We start from the raw sequence: 25,206 nt of genomic DNA, 5'->3' as shown, positions 1-25,206 counted from the left end.
CCTTCAGAGCTGTGAATTATGTCTCCCGGGTTCTGATCCGGGGAGAAGACGCTCACTTTCCTGCTGGGATGGAAGGCAGCAGAGGTCCGAGCCGTCCCTGGTGTAAGCCGTCTTACGAGTGAAGTCTGGCTGGGCAGTAAGGTGGCCGGGTTGCGTGGTCGTCTCAAGCCGTCGGCCGGCTTTCAGGGATGCGGCACGCCGACAAACGGTGGCACAGAACCCAAGGGAGCCCGGCCAACCTATGGACGTCTTCGGTGTCCATCACGACCTCATCGCCGAGTACGAGGCGTTCACCAGCTCCCTCGTGGCCGTGCGGGACCCGGACATCGACAGGCACCTTGCCGGCGAGCGCGAGCGCAAGACCCGCTGGCCCGACCCCAAGCTCGCGCTGAATCCCACCTTCCGCAGCGGGGGGACGGTCGCCTCGCTCTGCGACGACGGCCTGTTGGACCCGATGTGCCGGGAGTACTTCCGGCACAAGAAGCACCCGAACGACCCCGGCAGCCGCACTCTCTCCCTCCACCAGCACCAGCGCGAAGCCATCATCGTGGCCGACCGCGGAGACTCGTACGTACTGACCACCGGCACCGGCTCGGGCAAGAGCCTGACCTACATCGTGCCGATCGTCGACAAGGTACTGCGGAACCCGAACCCCGACGGGATCTCGGCGATCGTCGTCTATCCCATGAACGCGCTGGCCAACAGCCAGCTCCACGAGCTGGAGAAGTACCTCACGTGGGGGGTGCCCGAGAGCCGCCGCAAGGTGACCTTCGCGCGGTACACCGGCCAGGAGGATTCGGAGCAGAAACTCCAGGTCCTGCGGAACAAGCCGGACATCCTGCTCACCAACTACGTGATGCTGGAATACCTCCTCACTCGCCCCGACGAGCGCCGGGAGCTGATCGGCGCCGCCCGCGGCCTGCGTTTCCTCGCCCTCGACGAGCTGCACACCTACCGGGGCCGCCAGGGAGCCGACGTCGCCCTGCTCGTGCGCCGGCTGCGGGACGCATGTGAAGCGCCCGGCCTCCAGTGCATCGGGACGTCGGCCACCATGGCGACCGGAGTCACCTTCGCCGAGGCCCGCGAGGACATCGCCAAGGTCGCCACACGTCTGTTCGGCACGAAGATCGAGCCGGAGCGGGTGATCGGCGAGACACTCGAGCGTTCGACCGACCCGGGCCGGGACGCGGTACCCGGAGTACACCCGCGCGCCTCCCTCGCCGACGCTGTCCGCCGTGCCGCCGCAACGCCACACGAACTTCCGACCGACTTCGACAACCTGAGCCACGACCCCCTCGCAATCTGGGTCGAGGACACCGTGGGACTGGCCGTCGAGAAGCCCAGTGGACGGCTCGTGCGCCGCCCTCCGCTGACGATTCCCCAGGCATCCGGACTGCTGGCCGACGCGAGCGGGGAGCCCGCCGAGATGTGCCACCGTGCCATCGAGACCGTGCTGCGGGTCGGTGCGAAGGCCAGGCACCGCACGCTGGACAGGCCCCTGTTCGCGTTCCGGCTGCACCAGTTCCTGTCCAAGGGCGACACCGTCTACGTCAGCCTCGAACCACCAGGCCGCCGTCACCTCACCAGCCAGTACCAGACCCGCGTTCCCGACCACCGCGACAAGCCGCTCGTCCCCCTGCACTTCTGCCGTGACTGCGGCAAGGAGTACCTGGTGGTCACCCGCCCCGCCGAGCACGAGGGCGCGGTGTTCGAGGCACGGGAGGACCCGGATGCCCCGGCCTCCGACGGTGACGGTTTCCTCTATGTCAGCGACGACCGGCCCTGGCCCGACGCGCTCGACGAGGACGCCGTCTTCCGGCGCCTTCCGGCGAGCTGGGTCGAGACGGACGACGACGGCCGCTCCACGGTCCTGAAGGCCCGGTCCGGAGATCTTCCGCAAGAGGTGTGGGTCGGCCCGGACGGCCGGGCGACCGAGCCCGGCACGGGGCTGCGTGCCTGGTGGATCGCCGCGCCGTTCCGCTTCTGCCTGCACTGCCGCACCTCGTACGAGCAGCTGCGTCTCAAGGACCTCGCCAAGCTGGGCACCTTCTCAGCGGAGGGCCGCAGCTCTGCCGTCTCCCTGATCAGTTCCCGCGTCGTACGCTCCCTGCGTGACCAGGAAGACCTGACGAAGAGGGCACAGAAACTTCTCACGTTCGTCGACAACCGGCAGGACGCCAGTCTCCAGGCCGGCCACTTCAACGACTTCGCACTGGTCAGCCAGGTGCGGGGTGCCCTCTACCGTGCCCTTGCGGCGGCGGGGGAGCAGGGTCTGACCTACGACCGGCTCCCCCAGGCCGTGTTCGACACCCTGGCCCTCCCCATGGAGACGTACGCCAGGGTGCCGACCGCCAAGTTCCACCAGCGCGACCTTGCCCACTCGGCCCTGCGCGAGGTCCTCGCCTACCGCGTCTACGCCGACCTGGAGCGCGGCTGGCGCGTCACCATGCCCAACCTCTCCCAGACCGGCCTGCTGCGCTTCGACTACACGTCCCTCACCGAGATCGCGCACGACCCCGGCTCCTGGGAGGGCTGCCACCCCCTCCTCACCGGCGACACCGCCGCCCACCGGGAGCAGCTGGCCCGCGATCTCCTCGACGAACTCCGGCGCTCCCTCGCGGTGGAAGTGGAGTGCCTGACCCAGGAGGGCTTCGACCGGCTCGGCAGCATCAGCGAGACCCACCTCGTGGCTCCCTGGGCCCTGTCCGCGCGTGAGCCGCGCGTCCGATCCCGTCTGGCCTACGCGGGCCCGGGGCGGACGGGCGCGGCGGCCGACACCGTGCACCTCAGCGGGCTCGGCGGATACGGTCGCTACCTGCGCCGCATCGGTCAGTTCGCCGCCCTCCCCGGCCAGGCGGGCAGACGCATCCCGGTCGCCGACGCCGACGCGGTCATCCGCGACCTGATGCGGGTGCTGCGCGAATGCGGGCTCCTCGCTGTCGTCCAGGAGGAGCGTGACGGCTCCTACGGCCACCAGCTACGCGCATCCGCCCTGCGCTGGCTCCCCGGTGACGGCACGCGACCCGAACCGGACCCGGTGCGCAAGGTGACCGACGCGGAGGCCGACGTCCGCGTCAACCTGTACTTCCGCGACCTGTACCGCGAGGGGGCCGCCGGACTCACCGGCATAAGAGCGCACGAGCACACCGCACAGGTGGACTCCGCGACCCGCCGCGTCCGTGAGGACGCGTTCCGCGAAGGCGACCTGGAGATCCTCTACTGCTCGCCGACGATGGAACTCGGCGTGGACATCGCCGAGCTGAACGCGGTCGGCATGCGCAACGTCCCTCCGACCCCTGCCAACTACGCGCAGCGCTCCGGACGCGCCGGCCGCAGCGGCCAGCCCGCCCTCGTCACCACCTACTGCTCGACCGGCTCCCCTCATGATCAGTACTACTTCCGCCGCCCCGGCCTCATGGTGTCCGGCAGCGTCACCCCGCCCCGGCTCGACCTGGCCAACGAGGAGCTGATCCGTTCCCACGTCCATTCGATCTGGCTCGCGGAGACGGGCGTCCACCTCGGCAGCCGCCTCACCGACGTGCTCGACGCGGAGACCGGGGAGGCCGCGGGGACCGGGGATGCCGAAGGCCGGTGGCCACTGGACCTGCTGGCGCGGGTACGTGCCGACCTGGACAGCGAAACGGCCCGGTTGCGTGCCATCAGCCGGGCCACCGAGGTCCTGGCCCCGCTGCACGACGAGCTTTCGGCCGCCTCCTGGTGGCACGAGGGCTGGGTCGAGCGCACCGTCCGCCAGGCCCTCGGCAGTCTCGACGAGGCGTGCGAGCGCTGGCGCCGCCTCTACCGCACCGCGCGCGGCGAGGTGGAACAGCAGCACCGCCGTGCCAACGACCTTTCCCTCAGCCGCCGGGACCGCGACCGCGCGGCGGGACGCCGGGCCGAGGCCGAGAACCAGCTGAAGCTGCTGCGCAACGAGGCCGGCACCGAGTCGTACAGCGACTTCTACACCTACCGCTACTTCGCCTCCGAGGGTTTCCTGCCCGGCTACTCCTTCCCCCGTCTGCCCCTGGCCGCCTACGTGCCCGGGGAGCGTTCGGCCGGGGCGTACGGACAGCGGGGCGGCGCCTACATCCAGCGGCCCCGCTTCATCGCGATCGGCGAGTTCGGCCCGGGCGCGCTGATCTACCACGAGGGCAACCGCTACACCATCGACCGCGTGACAGTCCCGATGGGTGACCGTCCCGGCCAGGTGGCGACCAGTGACATCAGGCCCTGCGAGGCCTGCGGCTACTGGCACGACCGGGTCGAGGGCGCCGACCGCTGCGAGAACTGCGGCGTCCCGCTCCACCGCACCCTGCCGAAACTGATGCAGCTGACGCAGGTGCACGCGGAGCCCCGCCGCCGCATCTCCTCCGACGAGGAGGAACGCCTCAAGCGGGGCTTCCACCTGCGGACCGTGTACCGGTACGCACCGGGCGGCGCGTATCAGGCCCAGGTGCGCGGCGCGGACGGGGAGCCCCTCGCGGAGGTCGCCTACGGGGACTCGGCGAGCGTCCGCGTCCTCAACCTCGGCTACCGCAAACGCGCCGCCCAGGACCGCTCGGGGCAGGGATTCTGGCTCGACCCGGTCAGCGGCAGATGGCTCTCGGAGAGCAAGGCGGCCCGACTGGCCCGGGAGGAGTCCGCGGAGGAGGAGTCGCTGGCGTCCTTCGACCGCGCCCAGCGCACCCTCCAGGTCATCCCCTACGCGCAGGACACCAAGAACATCGCGGTGGTGCGGCTGGCCGAGCCGGTCGACGACCTCACCGCGATCTCCCTGCGCTACGCGCTGGAGCGCGGCATCGAGGCGCACTTCCAACTGGAGGACTCCGAGCTGGAGAGCGAGGACCTCCCCGACGCGGAGCGGCACGGCCGGACCCTCTTCGTCGAGAGCGCCGAGGGCGGAGCGGGCGTACTGCGCCGCCTGTACGACGACGAGAAAGCCCTCGCCCTGGTCGCGAAGGAAGCCCTGCGGATCATCCACTACGACGAGGACGGCAAGGACCTCGACCGGGCCGACGGCGCGGCCGAGCGCTGCGAACTCGGCTGCTACGACTGCCTGCTGTCCTACTCCAACCAGGGCTTCCACCGGCGCATCGACCGGCACCGCGCCGCACCCTGGCTGGTGGCACTGGCCCACTCGCGCACGAAAGACGAGTCGCGCCCGGAACGCCCCGAGTCTTCGCTCTCGCCCGCCCCACTCGCAGGACAGGCACCGGACAGCCCCGTCGAGGCGTTCGTACGCCTGCTCGCCGACGGCGGTCACCGGCTCCCCGACGAGACGGCCACCGACGTCGCGGACGTGGTCTTCCACCTCCCCGGGGCCGAGGTCGCCGTGTTCCTGGAGTACGACGGAGCACGGCTGCTCGGCGAGCAGGACGAGTACCGCATGATGGACGACGGCTGGCTGGTGATCAGGGCCGGCGCCCAACCCGACTGGAAGGACACCGTGCGCGCATACCCGGACGTCTTCGGCATCGGCCGTGACCACAGGGGAGGCGACCGATGAGCGCCCCGGCCGGTCACGCGCCCGGCACCCTCGTGAGCGCCCGGGACCGCGACTGGGTCGTCCTGCCGGGCAGCACCGAGGACCTGGTCCTCGCCCAGCCGCTGGACGGCGACCGGGAGTTCGTCGCCGCCCTCTTCCCCGACGAGGTCCACGAGCCGGGCTTCGGCCGTCCCCGGGCCCTGCCCGGCGAGGCCGGCGACTTCGCCTCCGCCTCCCTCCTGCGCACCGCCCTGCGCATCGCCTCGACGGCGGGTGCCGGTCCCTTCCGGTCCCTCAACGCGGTCGCCGTCGAACCTCGCCGGTACCAGCTGGTGCCCCTGATGATGGCGCTGCGCATGGACCCCGTACGCCTCCTGATCGGCGACGACGTCGGTATCGGCAAGACCGTCGAGTCCGCACTGATCGCGAAGGAGCTCATGGAGCAGGGCTCCGCCCGCAACATGACCGTGCTCTGCTCTCCCTCGCTCGCCGAGCAGTGGCAGCGGGAACTGCGCGACAAGTTCGGCATGGACCCCGAGCTGGTCCTGCCGTCCACGGCCGCACGCCTGCAGAAGGCGATCGACGACCCCGGCCGCTCGATCTTCGACCACTACCCGGTCACGGTCGTCTCCACCGACTTCATCAAGCAGGACGAGCGCCGTGACGCCTTCCGCCGCCACTGCCCGGACGTGCTGATCGTCGACGAGGCGCACACCTGCGTGGGCACCGGAGGCAACGAACAGCAGAAACGGTACGAACTGCTGTCCGCGCTCGCCGACCGCACCGAGCGCGACCGCCACCTCATCCTGGTCACCGCCACCCCGCACAGCGGCGACCCGCAGGCGTTCGCGAAACTCACCGGGCTCCTCGATCCGTCCCTGCGCTCCCTGGACACCACCCGGTCCGCCGACCGCGACAAGCTGGCCCGCCACTTCGTACAGCGCCGCCGCCACGACATCAAGCGGTACGTCGGCCAGGACACGCCCTTCCCCGACGACCGGGACACCCAGGACGCCCTCTACCGGCTCGACACCGACTACGCCCGCTTCGTCGCCGACATCCTCGCCCACACCCGCCGGCAGGTGCGCGGTCCCGGCGGTGATCACCACCAGCGCATGTCCTGGTGGACGGCACTGACCCTGCTGCGCTGTGTCCTGTCCTCGCCCGCCGCCGCCGCCGCGACCCTGCGCGCCCGCTCCCTGATCGCCGCCACCCGCACCCCGGCCGAGGCCGACCGGCTGGGACGGGCCGCCGCCTTCGAACTCACCGACGACGAGACCGCCGAGGGCATGGACGTGGTGCCCGGTTCACTCCCGTCACTCCCGGACGAGGGCGCAGCCGCCCCCGAGCGGCCCCGCACGGGAGGCACGAGCGAGGCCAAGCTCCTCGCCGGCTTCGCCGACCGTGCGGACGCCCTCGCCGGCCCCGAGACGGATGCCAAGCTCCGTATCCTCGTCGACCGGGTCAAACGGCAACTGGTCGACGGCTACGACCCGATCGTCTTCTGCCACTACATCCCGACCGCGGAGTACGTCGCCCAGCACCTCAAGGAGGAACTCGGCCGTAGCGCGAGCGTCGAGGCGGTCACCGGCACCCTGCACCCCGACGCCAGGCAGGCCCGCGTCGACGAGCTGACCGCCCGGCGCGGCCGGCACGTCCTGGTCGCCACCGACTGCCTCTCCGAGGGCGTCAACCTCCAGGAGCACTTCGGTGCCGTCATCCACTACGACCTCTCCTGGAACCCGACCCGTCACCTCCAGCGCGCGGGCCGCGTCGACCGGTTCGGGCAGCCCCGCCGCCGCGTCCGCGAGATCACCGTCTACGACACGGACACCGGCATCGACGGCCTCGTCCTGAAGGTCCTCATCCAGAAGCACAAGGACATCGCCGACCAGACCGGAGTGGCCGTCCTCGTACCCGACCAGGGCCGGGGCGTCCTGGAGGCCCTCGCCAGCGCGCTGCTGCTGCGGGGCGGGCAGGCCGAGGGCCAGCTCACCCTCGACTTCGAGGACGATCCCGACTTCGGCCGGGCCCGCGAGGCCCTCCACAAGGAGTGGGAGTCGGCAGCCGAGCGCGAGTCGAAGGTCCTCACCAAATTCGCCCACGTCGGTCTGCGCCCCGAGGAGGTGGAGGCCGAACTGGAGGCGCTGCGCCAGGCCCTGGGCGACCCCGGCGACATCGCCACGTTCACCCGCGAGTCCCTCGCCCAGCTGGGTGCCCAGCCCATCGGTGACGCCCGTGACCGGGGTTTCAAGGCCCCCGTGGACCCGCTGCCCACCGGCCTCAAGCACGCCCTCGGCTTCTACGAGGACGCCGACCAGACCACCGCGCCGGGCTCAGCGGCCAGAGCCAAGACCAAGGGCCGTGCCAAGACCGCCGCCCGCGACCTCGTCTTCCGCGAGGACCTTCCTGTCGCCCGCGGCGAACACGCCCTCTCCCGCACCGACCCGGCCGTGCGCGCCCTCGCCCGCTACCTCCTCGACGCGGCCGTCGACACCAGCCTGCCCCCCGAGGAACGCCCGGCCCGCCGACTCGGCGTGATCCGCACCAGCGCCGTCGACCGTCGTACGGTCCTGCTGCTCGCCCGCTACCGTTTCCGCCTGACCCTGCCCGGCCGCACGGCGACCGACGAGCAGCGCGTCCTGGTCGCCGACGATGCCCAGGTCCTCGCCTGGCGCACCGGCGACGACGGCGCCCGCACCTGGCTGTCCGACGAGGACACCGCCGCCCTGCTCACCGCGACCCCCGACCTCAACACCCTGCCTGCCCTGCGCGACCAGCAGGCCGCCCGGGCAGCGGCGGAACTCGACGACGAGGAGATCGAGGAGCACCTCAAGGCCCGCGGCCTGCTCCTCGCGGACCGGCTCCGCGACGCCCACCAGCGGGTCCGCGAGGCCGCCGGACAACGCGGCCGTGAACGCGGCGCCGCCGCCGTACGCCGCATCGACGTCGAGCCGTCCGGCAAGCCGGACCTCCTCGGCGTGTACGTGTACCTCAACGTCCCGGCCGCACCGCAGCCCGCCCCCGGAGGAGACCGGTGACCAGCCTCGCCCCCGACCGCCTCCCCGCCTCCGCCGCCGTACGCGTCGAGGGCGGCCTGCTCTCCGCCGACCTCCTCGGTAAGATCCGCGCCGGCGACCCGGAACTGCCCGGCAGCGCCCCCGCCGACTACGGGCTCGGCCGCGGTGTGCGCATCGAGGACGCCGCCAGCCGCAAGTGGAACGCGCTGCGCGCCGCGTACACCTCCCTCCAGGAGGAACTGAAGGAACTAGACGGCAAGACCGACCCCACCAAGGCGACCCGCGTCTGGCTCCTCACCCTCCTGGAGGAGCTGGGCTACGGCCGCCTCGCCCCCCGGCGCGGCGGCATCCGGCTGCCCGGCCGCGAGCCGTACCAGGTCAGCCACCAGTGGATGGACCACCTTCCCGTCCACCTCCTCGGCTGGACCACCCCCCTCGACCGCTGGTCGGCGGGCAGTGCCCGCGTCCCCCAGTCGATGATGCAGGAGCTCCTGAACGCCTCCCCGGACCACCTGTGGGGCATCCTGTCCAACGGCAGGGTCCTGCGCCTCCTGCGCGACTCCACGGCCCTGGTCGGCTCCGCGTACGTCGAGTTCGACCTCGAAGCGATCTTCGGCGGCGGGGACTTCTCCGACTTCCTCCTGATGTACGCGCTGCTGCACGCCTCCCGTCTGGAACTGGTGCCCAAGCCCGAGAAGAAGCGCCGGGGCGCGGCTGCAGCGGTGGCGGAGGACGAGGCGGACGCCGACGAGGAGGAGGATGCGGACGAGGCGGAGGCCGACAGTCTCGCCGGCCCCGACGAGCTTCCGCTGACCCCCGCGGACTGCCGCCTGGAGTGGTGGCGGGACTTCGCCGTCGAGACCGGTATCCGCTCCCGCAACCTCCTGCGCGACCAGGTCGCCAAGGCGCTGAACGTCCTCGGCACGGGCTTCCTCCAGAACAACCCCGCCCTGGCGGAGGCGATCACCGCGGGAGGCCGCCGCGCCCTCGACGACTTCCACCACGAACTGCTGCGCCTCGCCTACCAGCTGATCTTCCTCTTCGTCGCCGAGGACCGCGACGCGCTGCTCGCTCACCCGGGCCGCCCCGGCCGCAAGCCCACCAAGGCGGAGATCAAGGCGAACCAGGCGGCACGCGAGCGCTACACCCGGTACTTCTCCACCGCCCGCCTGCGCCGGATCGCCGCCCGCAGGAAGGGCGACCACCACACCGACCTGTGGCAGGGACTCGTCCGCGTCCTCAACGCCCTCGGCACCATCGGCGGCGAACCCACGCTGGCGCTGCCCGAACTCGGCGGCCTCTACTACCTTCCCGGGCCCGACGAGATCGACCAGGAGACCCGGTCCGCCCGCCTCCCGGGCAGCCCGGAGCCACTGCGCGCCGCGAAGCTCCCCAACGAGCGCCTGCTGGAGGCCGTACGCCTGCTCTCCCGCATCAAGGACAAGGGCCGCACCACCCGCGTCGACTACCGGCACCTGGGCGCGGAGGAGCTGGGCAGCGTCTACGAGTCCCTGCTGGAACTCGTCCCGGCCCGCGAGCCGGAGAACGAGCTGTTCGAGCTCAAGGACCTCGTCGCGGGCAACAAGCGCAAGCTGACGGGTTCGTACTACACCCCGTCGTCCCTCATCGAGAAGCTCCTCGACACGGCCCTGGACCCGGTCATAGAGCGGTACGCCGCATCGGGCGTCCCGAGGCACTTGCTGGACATCAAGTTCGTCGACCCCTCCTGTGGCTCCGGCCACTTCCTCGTCGCGGCGGCCCGGCGCATCGCCCTGCGGTACGCGCAGATGCAGCACGAGGAGAGCCAGCCGGCCCCGGAGCTGGTCCGCGAGGCGATGGCCAAGGTCGTACGCCGCTGCGTCCACGGCGTCGACATCAACCCGCTCGCCGCCGAACTGGCGAAGGTCTCGCTGTGGCTGGAGTCCCTCACCTCCGGTGAGCCCCTCGCCTACCTGGACGACCGGATCAAGACGGGCAACGCCCTGCTGGGAGCGACCCCGGCCGTCCTGGAGCGGGGCATCCCCGACGGCGCCTTCGAGAAGCTGGAGGGCGACCAGCAGCCGGTCGTCACCAGGCTGCGCCAGCAGAACGACCAGGAGCGCAAGGGTACGGAGCAGCTTCCGTTCGCCGAGCGGGTCATGCGGACGAGTACGGCCATGGTGCGGGCGGAGGCGGAGAACGTCGCGAAGATCGGCGACCACAGTCTCGCCGAGGTGCGGCAGCACGCCCGCGCGCACCGGGAGTTCGAGAAGCAGCCCGAACTGCGGCACCTCAAGCGCGTCGCGGACGTGTGGTGCGCGTCCTTCCTGTGGCCCAAGCACAAGGGCGCGCCCACGGCCATCACGACGAACGTCCTGCGGGCCGTGGAGAAGGACGTGGAGGACGGGCCGCTGGCGGACGAGGGCGCGGAGGCGATGCTGAGGGACATCGTCCGCCGCAACCAGTTCTTCCACTGGCATCTGGAGTTTCCGCGCGTCTTCCGGGTGGAGGAGTCCGAGGGCGACGACGTCAACCCGGAGACCGGCTGGCAGGGCGGCTTCGACGCGGTGCTGGGCAACCCGCCGTGGGAGCGCGTCAAGATCCAGAAGAAGGAGTGGTTCGCGGCTCGCGACGAGAAGATCGCCGCGGCGGCCACGGCCAGCATCCGCGACCGCATGATCGAGAAGCTGGCGACCAGCGTGGACGAGGAGGGCCGCCCGAACGAGGGCGACCGCCGGTTGTACGCGGAGTACCAGTCCGACCAGCGGGAGTCCAAGGGCCAGGTCACCATGTACCGGAAGTCGGGCCTGTTCCCGAAGACCGGCTTCGGCGACGTGAACACGTACGCCGTCTTCGCGGAGAAGGCACGCCAGCTGATCGGCCCGGAGGGGATGGCGGGGCTGGTCCTGCCTACGGGGATCGCGACGGACAAGACGACGGCGCCCTTCTTCTCGGATCTGGTGGAGACGCGGCAGATGGTGGCCGTGCTGGACATGGAGAACGAGGAGAAGCTGTTTCCGGCGGTCACCAACCGGGTGGCGTTCTGCCTGTTCACGATGGCGGGCCGTAACCTTGCCGAGCACTACCCGGTCGTACGGCTTGCGTTCCGGGCACGGCGGCCGGATCAGCTGGATGTGCGGGAGTTCACGCTGGACGAGGAGGGATTCAAGCGGATCAATCCGAATACGCGGACGGCGCCAATCTGCGAGAGTCGCCACCATCTCCGGGTGCTGCGGAATCTGCATGACGGCGCGAGGAAAGCGCTTTGGGTCCAGGCGAGGGATGATCAGGCCGAACACAACCCATGGAGTCTGAGGTTGCTCCGCATGTTCCATATGGCGGATGACTCTGGGCGCTTCTCGTCGGCAAAGTCTCTTGCAGAACAGGGATGGGCTCAAGAGGAGAACGTATTTGGCCGCGAAGGGCAGATGTTCCTGCCTCTCTACGAAGCCAAGTTTGTTCACCATTTCGATGCTCGCTTCAGTACCTATGAGAATGCCACCCAAGCGCAGATCAACAAGGGAACCCTCCCGAGGCTCGATCATGATGCGCATCGAGATCCATCGGTCGTTCCCCTGCCGCGCCATTGGGTAGCCCAGGAGGAGGTCAAGGAACGCCTGGTCGAGGACCGCTCCGTTCCACGCGAGGCTTGGCGACACGGTTGGCTGATGGGCTGGCGTGACGTCTGTCGGGCATCGGACGAGCGGACGGTGATCGCGTCCGTGCTGCCGAGGACGGCGGTTGGACACACAATGCCCTTCATCCTGCCCCAGAAGATGACACTTCCTCTGGACTGCCTCCAAGCCAACCTCTCTGCCTTCGCGCTGGACTTCGCTGCTCGCCAGAAGATGCAGGGCGCCCATCTCACGTACACGTACCTGGAGCAACTTCCCGTCCTGGCCCCCACCGTCTACGCCCTCTCCGCCCCCTGGACTCAAGACGCTCCCCTCGCCGACTGGATCCGACCCCGAGTCCTCGAACTTACCTACACCTCATACGAAATGGCCCCTTGGGCGAATTACCTTGGTGACGGCGGCCCACCCTTCGTATGGGACGAGAAGCGCCGTTTCCTGATGCGTGCGGAACTGGACGCCGCGTACTTCCACCTGTACGGAATCGAGCGCGCGGACGTTGATCTCGTCCTGGACAGCTTCCGGGCGTTCAAGAACAAGCAGCCCGCCGTCTTCCAGGACACGAAGGACGAGATCGTCCGCGTCTACGAGGCGATGGCCGAGGGGCGGCCCTACACCCACCCCTCTCTCACCCCACCTCCCGCACAGGGCGACCGCCACCCTCCGGGCACCAGCCCGCTGACCCGCGCCATCCCGGTCGGTGGCCCGCCGAAGCACCCGACCACACCGGCGGCCAAGAAGAAGCGTCGGGGCAAGCCTGTTCCCGACCAACTGGGCGGTGGCCTGTTCGGCTTGGATGAGGTCGAGGGCGGCGACATCCAGCTCGACCTCCTCAACCTGTTCGGTGAGGACGAACAGGAGTAGGGCAGACGGGCAGAGACCAGCGGGCGGGCACGGGAACAGTTCCCGTGCCCGCCCGCTAACGGTCACGTAAGACGCGAGCTCAACCGTCCAGAGACGCGCCGGCCGCGAGTGCCGCGAACGCCGCCCATGCGGTTGGCGTGACGACGAGTGGACGGATGCCCGTGTCCTTGGAGTCGCGGATGTGGACGGCCTCGGGGCGCACGGCGACCTCGACGCAGTTGCCGCCGCCACTGCCGCTGTAGCTGCTCTTGAACCAGGCCAGTTCGCTGCTCATAGCGCTCCTTGCATCTCCCTCAGCAGGTCCACAGAGGCCATATGACTCAGGGCCTGTGACCGCATCTTCCCATAGCGCTGGAGCATGGAACTCACCAATTTCGGGTCGGCCAGGAGGGTGCTGCTGTCGTGCCCCTCGACGTAGCCGACCCACTGGTGGTTGTCGCGTTCAGCGAGGTACATCTGACCATCGACACCGGAGTGGTCCTCCTGTCGGAGGGGCATGACCAAGATCTCGACGTTCCGTCGGCTGCCCTCCTCCAAGAGGTTGCTGATGACCTCCCGCGCTACCTCGACGCCCCCGAGGCGACGTTCAAGCACAGCCTGTTCGATGAGGAACGAGAACGCCGTGTTCGGGCGCTCGTTCAGGAGCCGCTGCCGTTCTTGCCGAGCGGCCACTTGCCGTTCGAACTGTTCCTCCGATAGCGGAGGAATCTGCCGGTCGAAGATCGCCCTGATGTACCCCTCCGGCTGCAACAACCCCGGAATCGCCCGACACTCATACGCGTACAAGGAGATCGCCTCCTCCTCGATCCCCGCCCACTGCCGGAACCACGACGCCAGCCCCGCCCTCCTCGTCAAACTCTTCGCCGCCGCCGTAAGAACCTTGACCGCGACCGCCCCCAGCACCTCCTCCGCCCTCCCGGGCAGATCCGCCGGCGGGAACCGCTTCCCCTGCTCGATCTTGGCCACGTACGCGGCCGAGTACCGTACCCGCAGCGCGAACTCCTCCTGCGTCAGGCCGGATTCCTCGCGCAGGGCCTTGAGGACCGCGCCGAACGTCTTGAGACTGTCGGAGAGCTCCGCCTCCGTACCGTTCGCGCCGCCGGCTCCGCCGTGATCCGTCCTCATCGCCTCGTGCCTCCGTGTCCGCGTGTCCACGCCTCACCCGCTCAACCCCGCCCGGCCCACCCAGGGTCACGGGGAGTTACCCACCCAGTCCAGAGTGTGCACTGATACAGCCAGGCCTGTATGGGTGTCGTCCCTGTTGGACACCGGGGAGGGGTCGGAACGCTGGCCGCATGCCAGCACCACGCACCCAAGAGGCCTTAACCGTAAGTGTGTTCGCCCAGCGGTTCTCCGCCACCCGCCGGGGCGCCCGCCTCGCCCGCAGACTCGCCACGCACCGGCTCGACCTGTGGGGCCTGCCCTACGGCAGCCCCGTCTCCGACACCGTCACCCTCGTCGTGGCCGAGCTCGCCGCCAACGCGACGTTCCACGGCCGCGTCCCGGGGCGCGACTTCGAGCTGCGGCTCACGTACGACCGGTACCGGGGGCTCATCCGCGTCGAGGTGTCCGACACCCACCCGGGACGTCCGGAGCTCTCCGCGTCGGCGGCGCAGCCTTCCGTGGACAGCGACGGCGGGAGGGGGCTGCTTCTCGTGGAGGCCGTCGCCGACCGCTGGGGCGTGGCCGGGCGGCCCGGGCCGGGGAAGACGGTGTGGGCCGAGTGCGCGGTCCGCGCCCCGGACGGCCCGTGTCCCGTTCGGCCGTAGTTGACGATCATCTTCCGCAACGTCCCTTCCGGTCACCCGAGTTGTGGTTTCGGTCAGTGTCGGTGGGGGCGGGTAGGGTTGTCGCTCCGCTCGAGTTGACGGTCAACTCTGCGACGGGTGACGGCTTGTGGAGGCGTGCGTGGTCGGACGTGAGATCGCTGCGGCGGACCATCCGAGCAAGGAGGTCCGGGCGGTTCTCAAGCGACTCGTCGGCGACGGGTGGAAGCTGGCGTCGGAGGCGCACTGGGGCACGCTGTACTGCCCGTGCCCGGACCACTGCACGGTGATCCGTGTCGGCGGCACTCCGAAGAACCCCGGGCAGGAGGCCCGTCGAATAGCCCGCAAGGCGAAGTGGTGCCCGCTGCCTCCGGACGACCCGCGCGTGGCTCTCCGAGGTGGTGTTGTCAATTGACAACACCGTCAGGGTCGGCGAAGCTTGCGCCAGGGGGCGTTCCCTGGAGTGAGAGGCGTGCGAACGGATACCAGGAAGCGCAGACCGGCATACGCATGGGGGACTGGGGCGTCATGGAGTATGAATTCAACTTCGTGGTGGACGGGATCGGGATCGACGACGACAAGGTTGTCGAGATCGTCCACGACACGTTCGACGGAGTGCTGACCCGCCACCGGGGCCGGCACTTCCTGGACGTGTCCGAGAGCGGGGTGAACGCGATCGACGCGGCCCACCGCATCGTCGTACGGCTGCGCAGCTCCCTGCCCGATCTGAGACTGGTGCGTGTCGACCCCGATCTCGTCGGCGTCTCGGACATCGCCGAGCGCGTCGAGCGGTCGCGGCAGAACGTCCAGCAGTGGGTGAGCGGTGAGCGACGGCAGGACAAGCGGCCCTTCCCGGATCCCGAGGGGATCGCCGGACGTTCGCCGGTGTGGCGCTGGGGAGACGTGAACGCCTGGCTCGCCCAGTTCGGTGAGGGCGACGACGTGTGCCCACCCACCCGGGAAGAGGCACTGACCATCGACTTCCTGCTGCCCAAGTGGCAGCGCACTCTGGACGACGGCCTGCCCCTGGTCCGGTTCGCCGCCGCCGACACCGGTGACGGCCGCGAGGAGGAGCGCGAGACCGTCCAGCGGCTGCTGGAGGGCACCCTCACGCTGCCCGGCGCGCTGGAGTGGTTCGCGGCGTTTCCCGTGCCCAGAACGGAGCGGCGACGGCTCACCGTCGTGTGCGCGGTCCTCTCCGACCGGCTGAGCAGTGTGGTGTCCCGCATCGGCCACGACGAGGTGTGGGCGGTCCTCGCCTACCGCGGCGCGGAGGACGAGCTGCGCCTGCAGCCGGTCGGCACGGCGCAGGCCCCGGGCGCGATTCCGGTCTCCGCCCTCGGCCTCGGCCGGGACGCCACAGTCGGTGACCTCCTGCTCGTCCAGACGAACGGCCCCGACGACAGCCCCGTCCCGCCGCTCACTCCGGTCGGCCTGGACTGAGTCCGGACGGCGCCGTCACCCCCGTACCCTCCGAAGAATGGACGCCGTGCCCAGCATCACGACCGTCGTCGCCCAGGCCTTGCACACCGCCGCGACCATCCTGCGGAGGGACGCGCCCCAGGACGGCATGGTCTTCCGAGAGCTCTGGGAGTGGGTCATCGACCGGAAACCTGCTCTGGAGGCGGACTGGCTACGAGCGGTCAACGAGTCCGGACAGGGGAACAACACCCCTTTCAAGGACTACGTGAATCGGAACGCGCCCAACCTTGTCAAGGCCGGATGGCTGTACCGGGGCGCGCGCCGCTGGCAGCTGACCGGTATCGGCGTCGATGCCCTCGACCGCTGGCCCGACCCTGTCGACTTCTATCTCGACGCTTGTCGCCGGTACCGGCAGTGGGAGCGTCAGCAGCACCACGTCGCGGTCGCGACGACCGCGCTGGAGCAGCTTCCTGACGGGGGGCACTGGGTCGCGTTGGAGGAACTGGCCGCAGAGTTCACTGTCGACCCCGACGTTCTGGGACCGGTGCTGCGTGGCGCGCGGCCGCCGGGCTGGTATCTGGCGCTGGGGGACGACGGTCAGGCGGGTGCCGGGCTGCCCATGTGGCCCTTCGAGCGCGACCAGTGGCGCACCTTGCTCGATGAGGAGGGACTGCTCGACCAGGGCCGCAGCAGCCTGGACACCGTCCGCGCCCTGCCCGACCGGCGGATGCCCGTCTGGGAGGCGCTCAAGGCCGCCAATCAACCGCTCGAAGCGACCGCGGACGACGAGGAGACCCCCCGCCAGCTCTGGATCATCCGCGGCGTGGACGCCGCCACCGGCGTTTCCCTCATCCGCGGACCGTGGCGCGACGAGTCGATGATCACCCTCGACACGGGCTTCCCGCCTCCGAGCGCGGCCACCCGTGACCTGGAGAGCATCCGCAGGGCAGTCGAAACGGCCCTCCCCGCCACCGCCCCGGCCCGTCGCGAGGCCGTCGCACGGGAGCTGGACGCCTTCCTCAACCGCATGCGCAAGGGCGACATCGTGCTGTCCACCGACGGCTTCGAGACGTACGTCGGAGTGGTCGGCGGCCCGGCGGTCCACAGCGCGGAGCGGCTGGAGCGCCCCGTCGACTGGCGCAACCTGAACAAACCCCTGGACTTCCTCAAGGACCTGCCCTCCGGACTCTCCAGCGTGGTCCAGGACGCGGACTCCCAGATCCTGGAGGCCACCGAGTACGCCGAGACCGTCCTCGCCCTGATCGGCGACATGCCGCGCACCGCCCCGCTGCCCGCCGGCCCGGCGGTACTGCCCGACGCCACCGACGAACTGGCCGCAGCGCTCCACATGCCCGACACGGCCTGGCTCCAGGAGTGCGTCGAACTCCTCCGCGCCACCCCGCAGCTGATCTTCCACGGGCCGCCCGGCACAGGAAAGACGTACACGGCGCTCGCCCTCGCCCGCCATCTGGCCGGTGCCTCCAGCGCCACGAACGTCCGCCTCGTCCAGTTCCACCCCGCCTACGCCTACGAGGACTTCTTCGAGGGCATCCGCCCGCGCCTGGGCGCCGGCCAGGAAGGCGGCACGGGCGGCGCTCTCGCCTACGACCTCGTACGGGGGCCGCTGCGCAAACTGGCCGACGAGGCGGAGCGGCGTCCGGCCGAGGTCTTCGTCCTGGTCATCGACGAGATCAACCGCGGCCACCTGGCCAAGATCTTCGGCGAGCTGTACTTCCTCCTGGAGTACCGCAACGAGCGCGTTCACCTGCTGTACGGCTCCGACGACGGCCGAGGCTTCCGCCTCCCGCCCAACCTCTACCTCCTCGGCACCATGAACACCGTCGACCGCTCGGTGGCGTACATGGACGCCGCCATGCGCCGCCGCTTCTCCTTCATGGAACTGCACCCGGACACCCCGCCGGTGGCCGGATTGCTGGACTCCTGGCTCCGCAGGCGGGTGGAGGAGCAGGGCGAGGACCCGGACTCGTACGACGACTCCCACGCCCGCCTCCTCGACGAGATCAACCGACTCCTCGCCGACGGCAGCCCCGATGACCGTTCCTTCCGCGTCGGCCCTTCGTACTTCATGCAGGACCTCGCCCACACGGGTGAGGGTGCCCTCGAACGGCTGTGGAAGACGCAGATCATCCCGCTCCTCACGGAGCACCACTGGGGCGACGGCACCGACGTCGAGTTCACCTACGGGCTGGACAAGCTGAAGGAGCAGATCGGCATCCTGCCGCCCGCAGACGAAACCGCTGACTCCGAGGACACGTGAACCCCCGTCGCGCCCAGCCACGGGACTGCCGTGACACCGCCGCGCGCATCCGGCTGGCGGAGGGCGGTGGCTGGACCGCCTGGGACCTCGCCCCCGCCCAGGTCACCACGCTCGCCGCCCACGACGGCCTCGTCCACCTGCGTCCCGAGACCGCCACGCGGTGGCGCCTGAAGGCCAAGGACCGCGTGGGCTCCGTACGCCTCGGTGCCGGTGACGGGGCTCTTCAACTGACGATCACGCCGAAGGTCCCGGTCGACCGCCTCCTCCACCTCGTCTCCTACGCCCCCGAACGCGTCGACTTCGACCCGCGTCCGGTGACCGCCGACGCTCGCCCGGACCTTCTTCCGGCCCTCGCGCACGCCTTCGTCTCCGCCGCCGAACGGGCCCTGCTGCACGGCGTCCTCCACGACTACCGCGAGACGCACGACACGCTGCCCGTCGTCCGGGGCCGCATCCGCCACGCCGACCAGATCCGCCGCAGACCGGGCGTCCCCGTGCCCCTGGAGGTCGCCTACGACGACCACACGCCCGACATACCGGAGAACCGTCTCCTTCTCGCCGCCGCCCGCCGCCTCCTGCGGGTGCCCGGCCTCGATCCGGCCCCGCGCTCCGCGCTCCAGCGCCTCACCGCCAGACTCGACGGAGTCCGGCTCCTGCCCGCCGGGGCACCGGCGCCCCGGTGGACACCCGGCCGACACAACGCCCGCTACGCCCACGCCCTCGTCCTGGCCGAACTTGTTCTGCGCGGCGCCTCCTACGAACTCGGCGACGGCCGCGAGATCGCCGTCGACGGGATGCTCGTGACCATGTGGCGCCTCTTCGAGGCCTACCTGGCCCGGGCGGTCGGTGAAGCATTGCGCCTGCGCATCGGGGGCAGGCCCGAGTCGCAGGACCGCAACTTCTCCCTGGACGTTGCGGGCCGGCACGTCCTCAAGCCCGACCTCGTGCACTACCTGCCGTCGCCGCGCGACGGGTCGATGCGCCAGGCCGTCGTGCTGGACGCCAAGTTCAAGACCAGGCCGCAGCGGGGCGACCTGTACCAGATGACCGCGTACTGCGTACGACTCGGTCTCGCCGAGGGGCATCTCGTCTACGCGTCCGGCAGGCCCGGAGTCGTGGAGGTGCCGGTGGGAGAGGGGCGGCTGCGGATCTGGCGGCACGTCGTCGACCTCGCGCGCCCCTGGCGGGACCTGGCCTCGGACATCGACGAGCTCGCCGAGTCGGTCGACACCGCGCGCACTGGGCGTGGTGAGCACCATTCCCGTTCGCGCGTCCCCGTACCACCCCCTCGCGGTCTTCTCCCACGTCCAGAAGGGTGAGGCGATCAGGTCACCCGGCACGGCCCGCCGGGGGACCGCCTGCTCGCGCCTCCGGACCGGCGCACCGAGCGGGGCTGTACCGACTGTAGGAACCCGACAGGCGCCGCGATGAGCCACTGTCGGTGCCCGATTGTCCGTCGCGGCGGGCGGACCGATAGATTTTCGGGTGAAGCCGCCTGTCATCCAGGTGATCGGGCGTGCTGTCGGACCGCTTCAGACCGCTACGAAAGGGTGATCCGTTGAGCCGCTCGGTTCTCGTCACCGGAGGCAACCGGGGCATCGGCCTCGCCATCGCCCGCGCGTTCGCCGACGCCGGCGACAAGGTCGCGATCACATACCGGTCGGGGGAGCCGCCGGAGGGCTTCCTCGCCGTCCGGTGCGACATCACCGACCCCGAGCAGGTGGAGCAGGCCTACAAGGAGATCGAGGCCCAGCACGGCACGGTCGAGGTCCTGGTCGCCAACGCGGGCGTCACCAAGGACCAGCTCCTGATGCGCATGTCCGAGGAGGACTTCGCCTCGGTGATCGACACCAACCTCACGGGCACCTTCCGTGTCGTCAAGCGGGCCAACCGCGGGATGCTGCGCGCCAAGAAGGGCCGCGTCGTCCTGATCTCGTCGGTCGTCGGGCTGCTCGGCTCCGCGGGGCAGGCCAACTACGCCGCCTCCAAGGCGGGCCTGGTCGGCTTCGCGCGCTCCCTCGCGCGTGAGCTGGGCTCGCGCAACATCACCTTCAACGTCGTCGCCCCCGGTTTCGTCGACACGGACATGACCCGGGCGCTCAATGACGAGCAGCGCGAGAACATCGTCGCGCAGGTGCCGCTCGGCCGGTACGCGCAGCCGCAGGAGATCGCCGCCGCGGTGCGGTTCCTCGCCTCCGACGACGCCTCGTACATCACTGGAGCCGTCATTCCCGTTGACGGCGGACTGGGAATGGGTCACTGATCACCATGAGCGGAATCCTCGAGGGCAAGCGCGTCCTGATCACCGGTGTGCTGACGGAGGCGTCCATCGCCTTCCACGCCGCGAAGCTCGCCCAGGAGCAGGGCGCCGAGATCATCCTGACCGCGTTCCCGCGGCCCACGCTGACCGAGCGCATCGCGAAGAAGCTGCCGAAGCCCGCCAAGGTCATCGAGCTGGACGTCACCAACGAGGAGCACCTCGCCCGGCTCGCGGACGTCGTGGGCGAGGAGCTGGGCGGCCTCGACGGAGTCGTGCACTCCATCGGGTTCGCGCCGCAGGACGCGCTCGGCGGCAACTTCCTCAACACGCCGTTCGAGTCCGTGGCCACCGCCATGCACGTCTCGGCGTTCTCCCTGAAGTCGCTGACCATGGCCTGCCTGCCGCTCATGCAGAACGGCGGTTCGGTCGTCGGCCTCACCTTCGACGCGCAGTACGCCTGGCCGCAGTACGACTGGATGGGCCCGGCCAAGGCCGCGCTGGAGGCCACCAGCCGCTACATGGCGCGTGACCTCGGCAAGCAGAACATCCGCTGCAACCTCGTCTCCGCGGGACCGCTCGGCTCCATGGCCGCCAAGTCCATCCCGGGCTTCAGCGACCTGGCCGCCGTGTGGGACACCCGCTCCCCGCTGGAGTGGGACCTCAAGGACCCCGAGCCGGCCGGCCGCGGCATCGTCGCGCTGCTGAGCGACTGGTTCCCGAAGACCACCGGCGAGATCGTCCACGTGGACGGCGGTCTGCACGCCATCGGCGCGTGAGCGCCGCCGCTCCGGTGAGCGGCGAACGACGCGGCGGGGCCCGCATCCTCCGGGATGCGGGCCCCGCCGCCGCGTCACCCGGTCGGTGTCGCCCCCCGGGCGACTGATCACCCGGCGACGCACCGGGGCGTACGCGGCGATGCGGCACGCGCGCGTGCGCGCGGGTGATGCACAACGGTGACCATGGCCGTGGTGACGGTCGCGGGCAACACGCGCGGGTCGCCCGGCACGCGCGCGTGTGTGCGCGAGGACGAGGCGGACAGGGACGAGCCGTTGCGCGCCGGGCTGCCCGGCCGGCCGGGGGTTCCGCTCGGTGCGCCTCACACCCGCCCGTCCGGGGCGACCCACCCCGGACGGCACTGGAACGGGTAGCTCGCGGCCTCGGCGGCGGCTGCCTCCGCGTCGCCCACGCGGATCGCGTCGACCAGAGGCGTGTGGTCCATGTGCGCCCGCGCGCTCAGCTCCGCGCCCACGTCGGCGCGCAGCGCGTCCCGCAGCACCTCGCCCAGGTCCGCGTACATCGCCGTCATGACGTCGTTGTGCGAGGCGGCCACCACCGCCAGGTGGAAGGTGGCGTCCGCCGCCACGAACGCCTCCGCGTCCCCGGTCTCCCACGCCTCCTCCCGGCGCACGAGCAGCGCGTCGAGTTGCTTGAGATCCTTCTCGCCGCGCCTGGTGGCGGCCAGCTTCGCCGCGGCCGACTCCAGCGTGGAACGCAGCTCGGCGATGTGCCGCGGGTCCGCGCCGGCGAACCGGCGCTGCATCACACCCGCCAGCTCACTGGTGGCCACCACGTACGTGCCGGACCCCTGGCGGATGTCCAGCAGGCCGTTGTGGGCGAGCGCGCGAACCGCCTCGCGGACCGTGTTGCGGGCGACGCCGAGCTGCTCCACCAGCTCGGGCTCGGTCGGGATGCGCGAGCCGACCGGCCACTCGCCCGAGGCGATCTGGCTCCGCAGGGCCGCGATGACCTGCTCGGACAGCACCGAGCGGCGCGGATGGCTCAGAGGCATGGCACACCTTCGCGGGCGTGGCCCGGGAGCGGGGTCCCGGACCATGGACGGACTGGACAGTCAATCATCCCATCATTCTATGATGGGCCTCATGGCACGTGAGGAAACAACCCGGACGCCGACGTCACCGACCGAGCGGCACGACCCGGCCGCGACCGCCGCCGACCGGGCGCCCGGGGCCGCCCGCGCACCCCGGACGCCCGCCACGCGCGCGTGGGCGACACGCCTGGTCGTCATCGGCATCGTGCTGTCCGCGCTGAACCTCCGCCCCGCCATCACCAGCCTCGGCGCCCTCCTCGAAGAGGTCCGCGACGGGCTCGGGATGAGCGGCAGCGTGGCCGGAGTGCTCACCTCCGTGCCCCCGCTCTGCTTCGCCGTCTTCGGTGTCATGGCACCCCGGCTCGCGCGCCGCTTCGGGCCCGCCGCCGTGGTGTGCGCGGGCATGGCCGCGATCGGCGCCGGACTGCTCATCCGCCCCTACGCCGGCGGCACGGCCGGGTTCCTGGCCGCCAGCGCCCTCGCCCTCATGGGGATCGCTGTCAGCAACGTCCTGATGCCCGTCATCGTCAAGCGCTGGTTCCCCGACCGGGTCGGCTCGATGACCGGCCTGTACTCGATGGCCCTCGCTCTCGGCACCTCGACCGCCGCCGCCGCGACCGTGCCGCTGACCAACGCGCTCGGCGGCGACTGGCAGCCGGGCCTGGCCGTGTGGGCGGTGATCGCCCTGGCCGCCGTCCTCCCGTGGCTGCCGCTGGTCCGCGACCGCGGCGCGGCACCCGCCGCCCAGGACTCCCGACGACAGACACCCCAGGAGTCCGGGCAGACGCCCGCCGCCGGGACGTCCGCGCGCGAGGAGGCCCCGGCCCTGCGGATCACCCGCAGCCGTACCGCCTGGGCGCTGGCGGTCTTCTTCGGACTCCAGGCCACCGCCGCCTACATCACCATGGGATGGATGGCGCAGATCTTCCGCGACGCGGGCGTGTCCGCCGGCACCGCCGGACTGCTGCTCGCCGTCACCATGGTGATGGGCGTACCGCTGGCCTTCGTCATCCCGCGCCTGGCCACCCGGCTGCCCCACCAGGGCCCCATCGTCCTCGCGCTCGGCGTGTGCGGCCTCGCCGGATACGCAGGCCTGTACCTGGCACCGGCCGGCGGAGCCTGGGCCTGGGCCGTGCTGCTCGGCGTCTCGAACTGCGCCTTCCCGCTGGCCCTCACCATGGTCGGCATGCGGGCCCGCAGCGGCGCCGGCGTGGCCCAGCTGTCGGCGTTCGCCCAGAGCACCGGCTACCTGATATCCATCCCCGGGCCGCTGCTGGTCGGCGTCCTGAACCAGAGCAGCGGCGGCTGGGGCGTGCCCATCGCGCTCATGTGCGGCCTCATGATCCCGCAGATGGTGGTGGGCTGGGTGGCGGGCCGGGACCGCACCGTGGAGGACGAGGCGACGCGCTGAGGCGCCCCCGGCGCGTTCGCGCGGGACGAAGGTGCGAAACTGGGGCCATGCAGCCTGTGCTCGACCCGAACCCGAAGAACAGCCAGAAGAAGATGCTACTGATCTTCGGCTCGTTCCTCGCCATCTTCGTGATCATCGCCATCGTCGCGACCGCCGTCTCTCCCTGATCCCGGTTGCCTCGGGCCCGGACCGGGCGGGGTAGGGCCAGCCCCCCGTCCCCTAGGGGGTACGGGTCAGGGTCAAGTGGGTGGATCACCGGATAGGCCGGGGCGCGCTGGTTCCGTACCTTCGAGATGTGACCGCGACAGGCGGTCCGCGCAGCACTCGGAGACAGCGGCGACCAGCGGAGGCGAGCATGTCGGCCCGTACGCACACCCGGCCCCACCCGGCGACCTCGGGCGGCGTCGACATCCGGTTGCCGTGGTGGGCCCTGGCCCTGCCGGCCCTCGCCTTCGTCGCCCTGCTCGCTCTGATACTCAACCCGTCGGACGCCCACGCGGCCACCGGCGACCCGGCGATCACCCAGCTCCTGCAGCGCGCCCAGGAGCTGCTCGGCCGCTGAACCGGCGGCCTTCCCCGGCCACAGCACCGGTCGGCACCGGCCCCCGTCACGCCGGGAGCCGCCTGTCAACTCCCTGCGCCCCATGGCCTGTTTCGTGCGAAGCTGGGTTCCATGAGCGTCGCAGAACCCCGCAGGATTGTCCTCTTCCGGCATGCGAAGGCCGACTGGCCCCAGGTGAACGATCACGAGCGACCGCTTGCCGACCGGGGCCGCAAGGACGCGGCGGTGGCCGGCCGCAAGCTGGCCGACACCGGCGTCCCTCTCGACCTGGCCCTCTGCTCGACCGCCGTCCGCACCCGTGAGACCTGGAAGCTCGCCGTCCACGAACTGCCGGAGCGGCCGAAAACCGTCTACGAGGAGCGGATCTACGAGGCCTCGCCGGGCGAGTTGATCGCCGTGCTCAACGAGACGCCGGACGACGTGCGCAACGCCATCCTGATCGGCCACAACCCGGGCGTCCAGGGGCTGACCGAGGTGCTGTCCGGCGCGGCCGAGGGCGACGCCCGTGAGCGGCTGACCCGCCGCGGCTTCCCGGCCGCGGCCTTCGCCGTCGTCTCCTTCGAGGGCTCCTGGAAGACCCTGGAGCCGGGCGTGGCCACGCTGGTCGACTACTGGGCGCCGTCGGAGTAGCAAAGCCCCCGGCTCTGGCAGGACCCGGCCCTGGCGGGCGCGCGCGTGACCTCAGCGCTCCCCGAGACC

General features: G+C 70.8%; 17 protein-coding genes. 14 read left to right on the top strand and 3 right to left on the bottom strand.

From position 1 onward, the window contains the following. The first annotated feature begins 241 nt into the window (after positions 1-241). From AB0G56_RS02345 to AB0G56_RS02335, 3 genes are read left to right on the top strand one after another with little or no spacing between them, the layout of a single operon-like run. On the top strand, positions 242-5,506 hold the full coding sequence (locus AB0G56_RS02345; protein WP_360962351.1) for a DEAD/DEAH box helicase: 5,265 nt from the start codon (positions 242-244) through the stop codon (positions 5,504-5,506). Next, positions 5,503-8,526, top strand: coding sequence for a helicase-related protein (locus tag AB0G56_RS02340; protein ID WP_360962348.1), 3,024 nt, complete (start codon positions 5,503-5,505; stop codon positions 8,524-8,526). The genes AB0G56_RS02345 and AB0G56_RS02340 overlap by 4 nt, the downstream gene beginning before the upstream one ends. Then, positions 8,523-12,980, top strand: a complete 4,458-nt coding sequence (locus tag AB0G56_RS02335) for a DNA methyltransferase (RefSeq protein ID WP_360962345.1) — start codon at positions 8,523-8,525, stop codon at positions 12,978-12,980. Before AB0G56_RS02340 ends, AB0G56_RS02335 begins: the two co-directional genes overlap by 4 nt. 79 nt (positions 12,981-13,059) lie before the next feature. On the opposite strand, the gene AB0G56_RS02330 is transcribed toward AB0G56_RS02335, so the two are convergent. Both AB0G56_RS02330 and AB0G56_RS02325 read right to left on the bottom strand, forming a co-directional pair. Next, positions 13,060-13,254, bottom strand: coding sequence for a DUF397 domain-containing protein (locus AB0G56_RS02330; RefSeq protein ID WP_360962342.1), 195 nt, complete (start codon positions 13,252-13,254; stop codon positions 13,060-13,062). Then, complete coding sequence (locus AB0G56_RS02325) at positions 13,251-14,105, bottom strand: helix-turn-helix transcriptional regulator (RefSeq protein WP_360962339.1); 855 nt, start codon at positions 14,103-14,105, stop codon at positions 13,251-13,253. The genes AB0G56_RS02330 and AB0G56_RS02325 overlap by 4 nt, the downstream gene beginning before the upstream one ends. Positions 14,106-14,275: 170 nt before the next feature. Between AB0G56_RS02325 and AB0G56_RS02320 the strand changes: the two genes are divergently transcribed. The 7 genes from AB0G56_RS02320 (at position 14,276) to fabI (ending at position 21,482) form a co-directional block, all read left to right on the top strand. Further along, positions 14,276-14,749 (top strand): ATP-binding protein, encoded by a 474-nt coding sequence (locus AB0G56_RS02320; protein WP_360962336.1) that lies wholly within the window; start codon positions 14,276-14,278, stop codon positions 14,747-14,749. Positions 14,750-14,888: 139 nt separating this feature from the next. After that, positions 14,889-15,161: a hypothetical protein gene (locus tag AB0G56_RS02315; RefSeq protein WP_360962333.1), complete on the top strand. Its 273-nt coding sequence runs from the start codon at positions 14,889-14,891 to the stop codon at positions 15,159-15,161. A gap of 113 nt (positions 15,162-15,274) precedes the next feature. Then, on the top strand, positions 15,275-16,189 hold the full coding sequence (locus AB0G56_RS02310) for a hypothetical protein (protein WP_360962330.1): 915 nt from the start codon (positions 15,275-15,277) through the stop codon (positions 16,187-16,189). Between the two features lie 46 nt (positions 16,190-16,235). Continuing rightward, complete coding sequence (locus tag AB0G56_RS02305) at positions 16,236-18,446, top strand: AAA family ATPase (RefSeq protein WP_360962327.1); 2,211 nt, start codon at positions 16,236-16,238, stop codon at positions 18,444-18,446. Continuing rightward, positions 18,443-19,765: a restriction endonuclease gene (locus tag AB0G56_RS02300; RefSeq protein ID WP_360962321.1), complete on the top strand. Its 1,323-nt coding sequence runs from the start codon at positions 18,443-18,445 to the stop codon at positions 19,763-19,765. Before AB0G56_RS02305 ends, AB0G56_RS02300 begins: the two co-directional genes overlap by 4 nt. 239 nt (positions 19,766-20,004) lie before the next feature. Further along, complete coding sequence (fabG, locus tag AB0G56_RS02295; RefSeq protein WP_360962319.1) at positions 20,005-20,709, top strand: 3-oxoacyl-[acyl-carrier-protein] reductase; 705 nt, start codon at positions 20,005-20,007, stop codon at positions 20,707-20,709. Positions 20,710-20,714: 5 nt separating this feature from the next. Next, a complete protein-coding gene (gene fabI / locus AB0G56_RS02290) occupies positions 20,715-21,482 on the top strand; it encodes an enoyl-ACP reductase FabI (RefSeq protein WP_360962316.1) in 768 nt (255 codons plus the stop codon). A 320-nt stretch (positions 21,483-21,802) separates the two neighbouring features. Here fabI and AB0G56_RS02285 read toward each other — a convergent pair whose 3' ends face one another. Beyond that, entirely contained in the window at positions 21,803-22,495 is a 693-nt protein-coding gene (locus AB0G56_RS02285; RefSeq protein WP_360962313.1) for a FadR/GntR family transcriptional regulator, read from the bottom strand. A 91-nt stretch (positions 22,496-22,586) separates the two neighbouring features. Between AB0G56_RS02285 and AB0G56_RS02280 the strand changes: the two genes are divergently transcribed. From AB0G56_RS02280 to AB0G56_RS02265, 4 genes are all read left to right on the top strand, one after another. Next, positions 22,587-23,945 carry an MFS transporter gene (locus AB0G56_RS02280; RefSeq protein WP_360962310.1) on the top strand — a complete coding sequence of 453 codons (1,359 nt, stop codon included), beginning with the start codon at positions 22,587-22,589 and terminating at the stop codon, positions 23,943-23,945. A gap of 47 nt (positions 23,946-23,992) precedes the next feature. Beyond that, on the top strand, positions 23,993-24,112 hold the full coding sequence (locus AB0G56_RS02275; RefSeq protein ID WP_360962307.1) for an SGM_5486 family transporter-associated protein: 120 nt from the start codon (positions 23,993-23,995) through the stop codon (positions 24,110-24,112). A 188-nt stretch (positions 24,113-24,300) separates the two neighbouring features. Continuing rightward, on the top strand, positions 24,301-24,507 hold the full coding sequence (locus AB0G56_RS02270) for a hypothetical protein (protein ID WP_360962304.1): 207 nt from the start codon (positions 24,301-24,303) through the stop codon (positions 24,505-24,507). 111 nt (positions 24,508-24,618) lie between these two features. After that, positions 24,619-25,137 carry a histidine phosphatase family protein gene (locus AB0G56_RS02265; protein WP_360962301.1) on the top strand — a complete coding sequence of 173 codons (519 nt, stop codon included), beginning with the start codon at positions 24,619-24,621 and terminating at the stop codon, positions 25,135-25,137. Positions 25,138-25,206: the final 69 nt, after the last annotated feature.

Source organism: Streptomyces sp. NPDC021356, assembly GCF_040641015.1.
Taxonomy (GTDB): Bacteria; Actinomycetota; Actinomycetes; order Streptomycetales; family Streptomycetaceae; genus Streptomyces.
The sequence above is the reverse complement of the archived record's forward strand: the minus strand, read 5'-3'. Positions and strand labels throughout refer to the sequence as shown.

Excerpts from the sequence above, each read along its gene's own strand:
- AB0G56_RS02310 (WP_360962330.1), top strand. The coding sequence starts at position 15,275 with ATGGAGTATGAATTCAACTTCGTGGTGGACGGGATCGGGATCGACGAC.
- AB0G56_RS02330 (WP_360962342.1), bottom strand. The coding sequence starts at position 13,254 with ATGAGCAGCGAACTGGCCTGGTTCAAGAGCAGCTACAGCGGCAGTGGC.
- AB0G56_RS02285 (WP_360962313.1), bottom strand. The coding sequence starts at position 22,495 with ATGCCTCTGAGCCATCCGCGCCGCTCGGTGCTGTCCGAGCAGGTCATC.
- AB0G56_RS02345 (WP_360962351.1), top strand. The coding sequence starts at position 242 with ATGGACGTCTTCGGTGTCCATCACGACCTCATCGCCGAGTACGAGGCG.
- AB0G56_RS02275 (WP_360962307.1), top strand. The coding sequence starts at position 23,993 with ATGCAGCCTGTGCTCGACCCGAACCCGAAGAACAGCCAGAAGAAGATG.
- AB0G56_RS02280 (WP_360962310.1), top strand. The coding sequence starts at position 22,587 with ATGGCACGTGAGGAAACAACCCGGACGCCGACGTCACCGACCGAGCGG.
- AB0G56_RS02340 (WP_360962348.1), top strand. The coding sequence starts at position 5,503 with ATGAGCGCCCCGGCCGGTCACGCGCCCGGCACCCTCGTGAGCGCCCGG.
- AB0G56_RS02265 (WP_360962301.1), top strand. The coding sequence starts at position 24,619 with ATGAGCGTCGCAGAACCCCGCAGGATTGTCCTCTTCCGGCATGCGAAG.
- AB0G56_RS02325 (WP_360962339.1), bottom strand. The coding sequence starts at position 14,105 with ATGAGGACGGATCACGGCGGAGCCGGCGGCGCGAACGGTACGGAGGCG.
- AB0G56_RS02320 (WP_360962336.1), top strand. The coding sequence starts at position 14,276 with ATGCCAGCACCACGCACCCAAGAGGCCTTAACCGTAAGTGTGTTCGCC.
- AB0G56_RS02270 (WP_360962304.1), top strand. The coding sequence starts at position 24,301 with ATGTCGGCCCGTACGCACACCCGGCCCCACCCGGCGACCTCGGGCGGC.
- fabI (WP_360962316.1), top strand. The coding sequence starts at position 20,715 with ATGAGCGGAATCCTCGAGGGCAAGCGCGTCCTGATCACCGGTGTGCTG.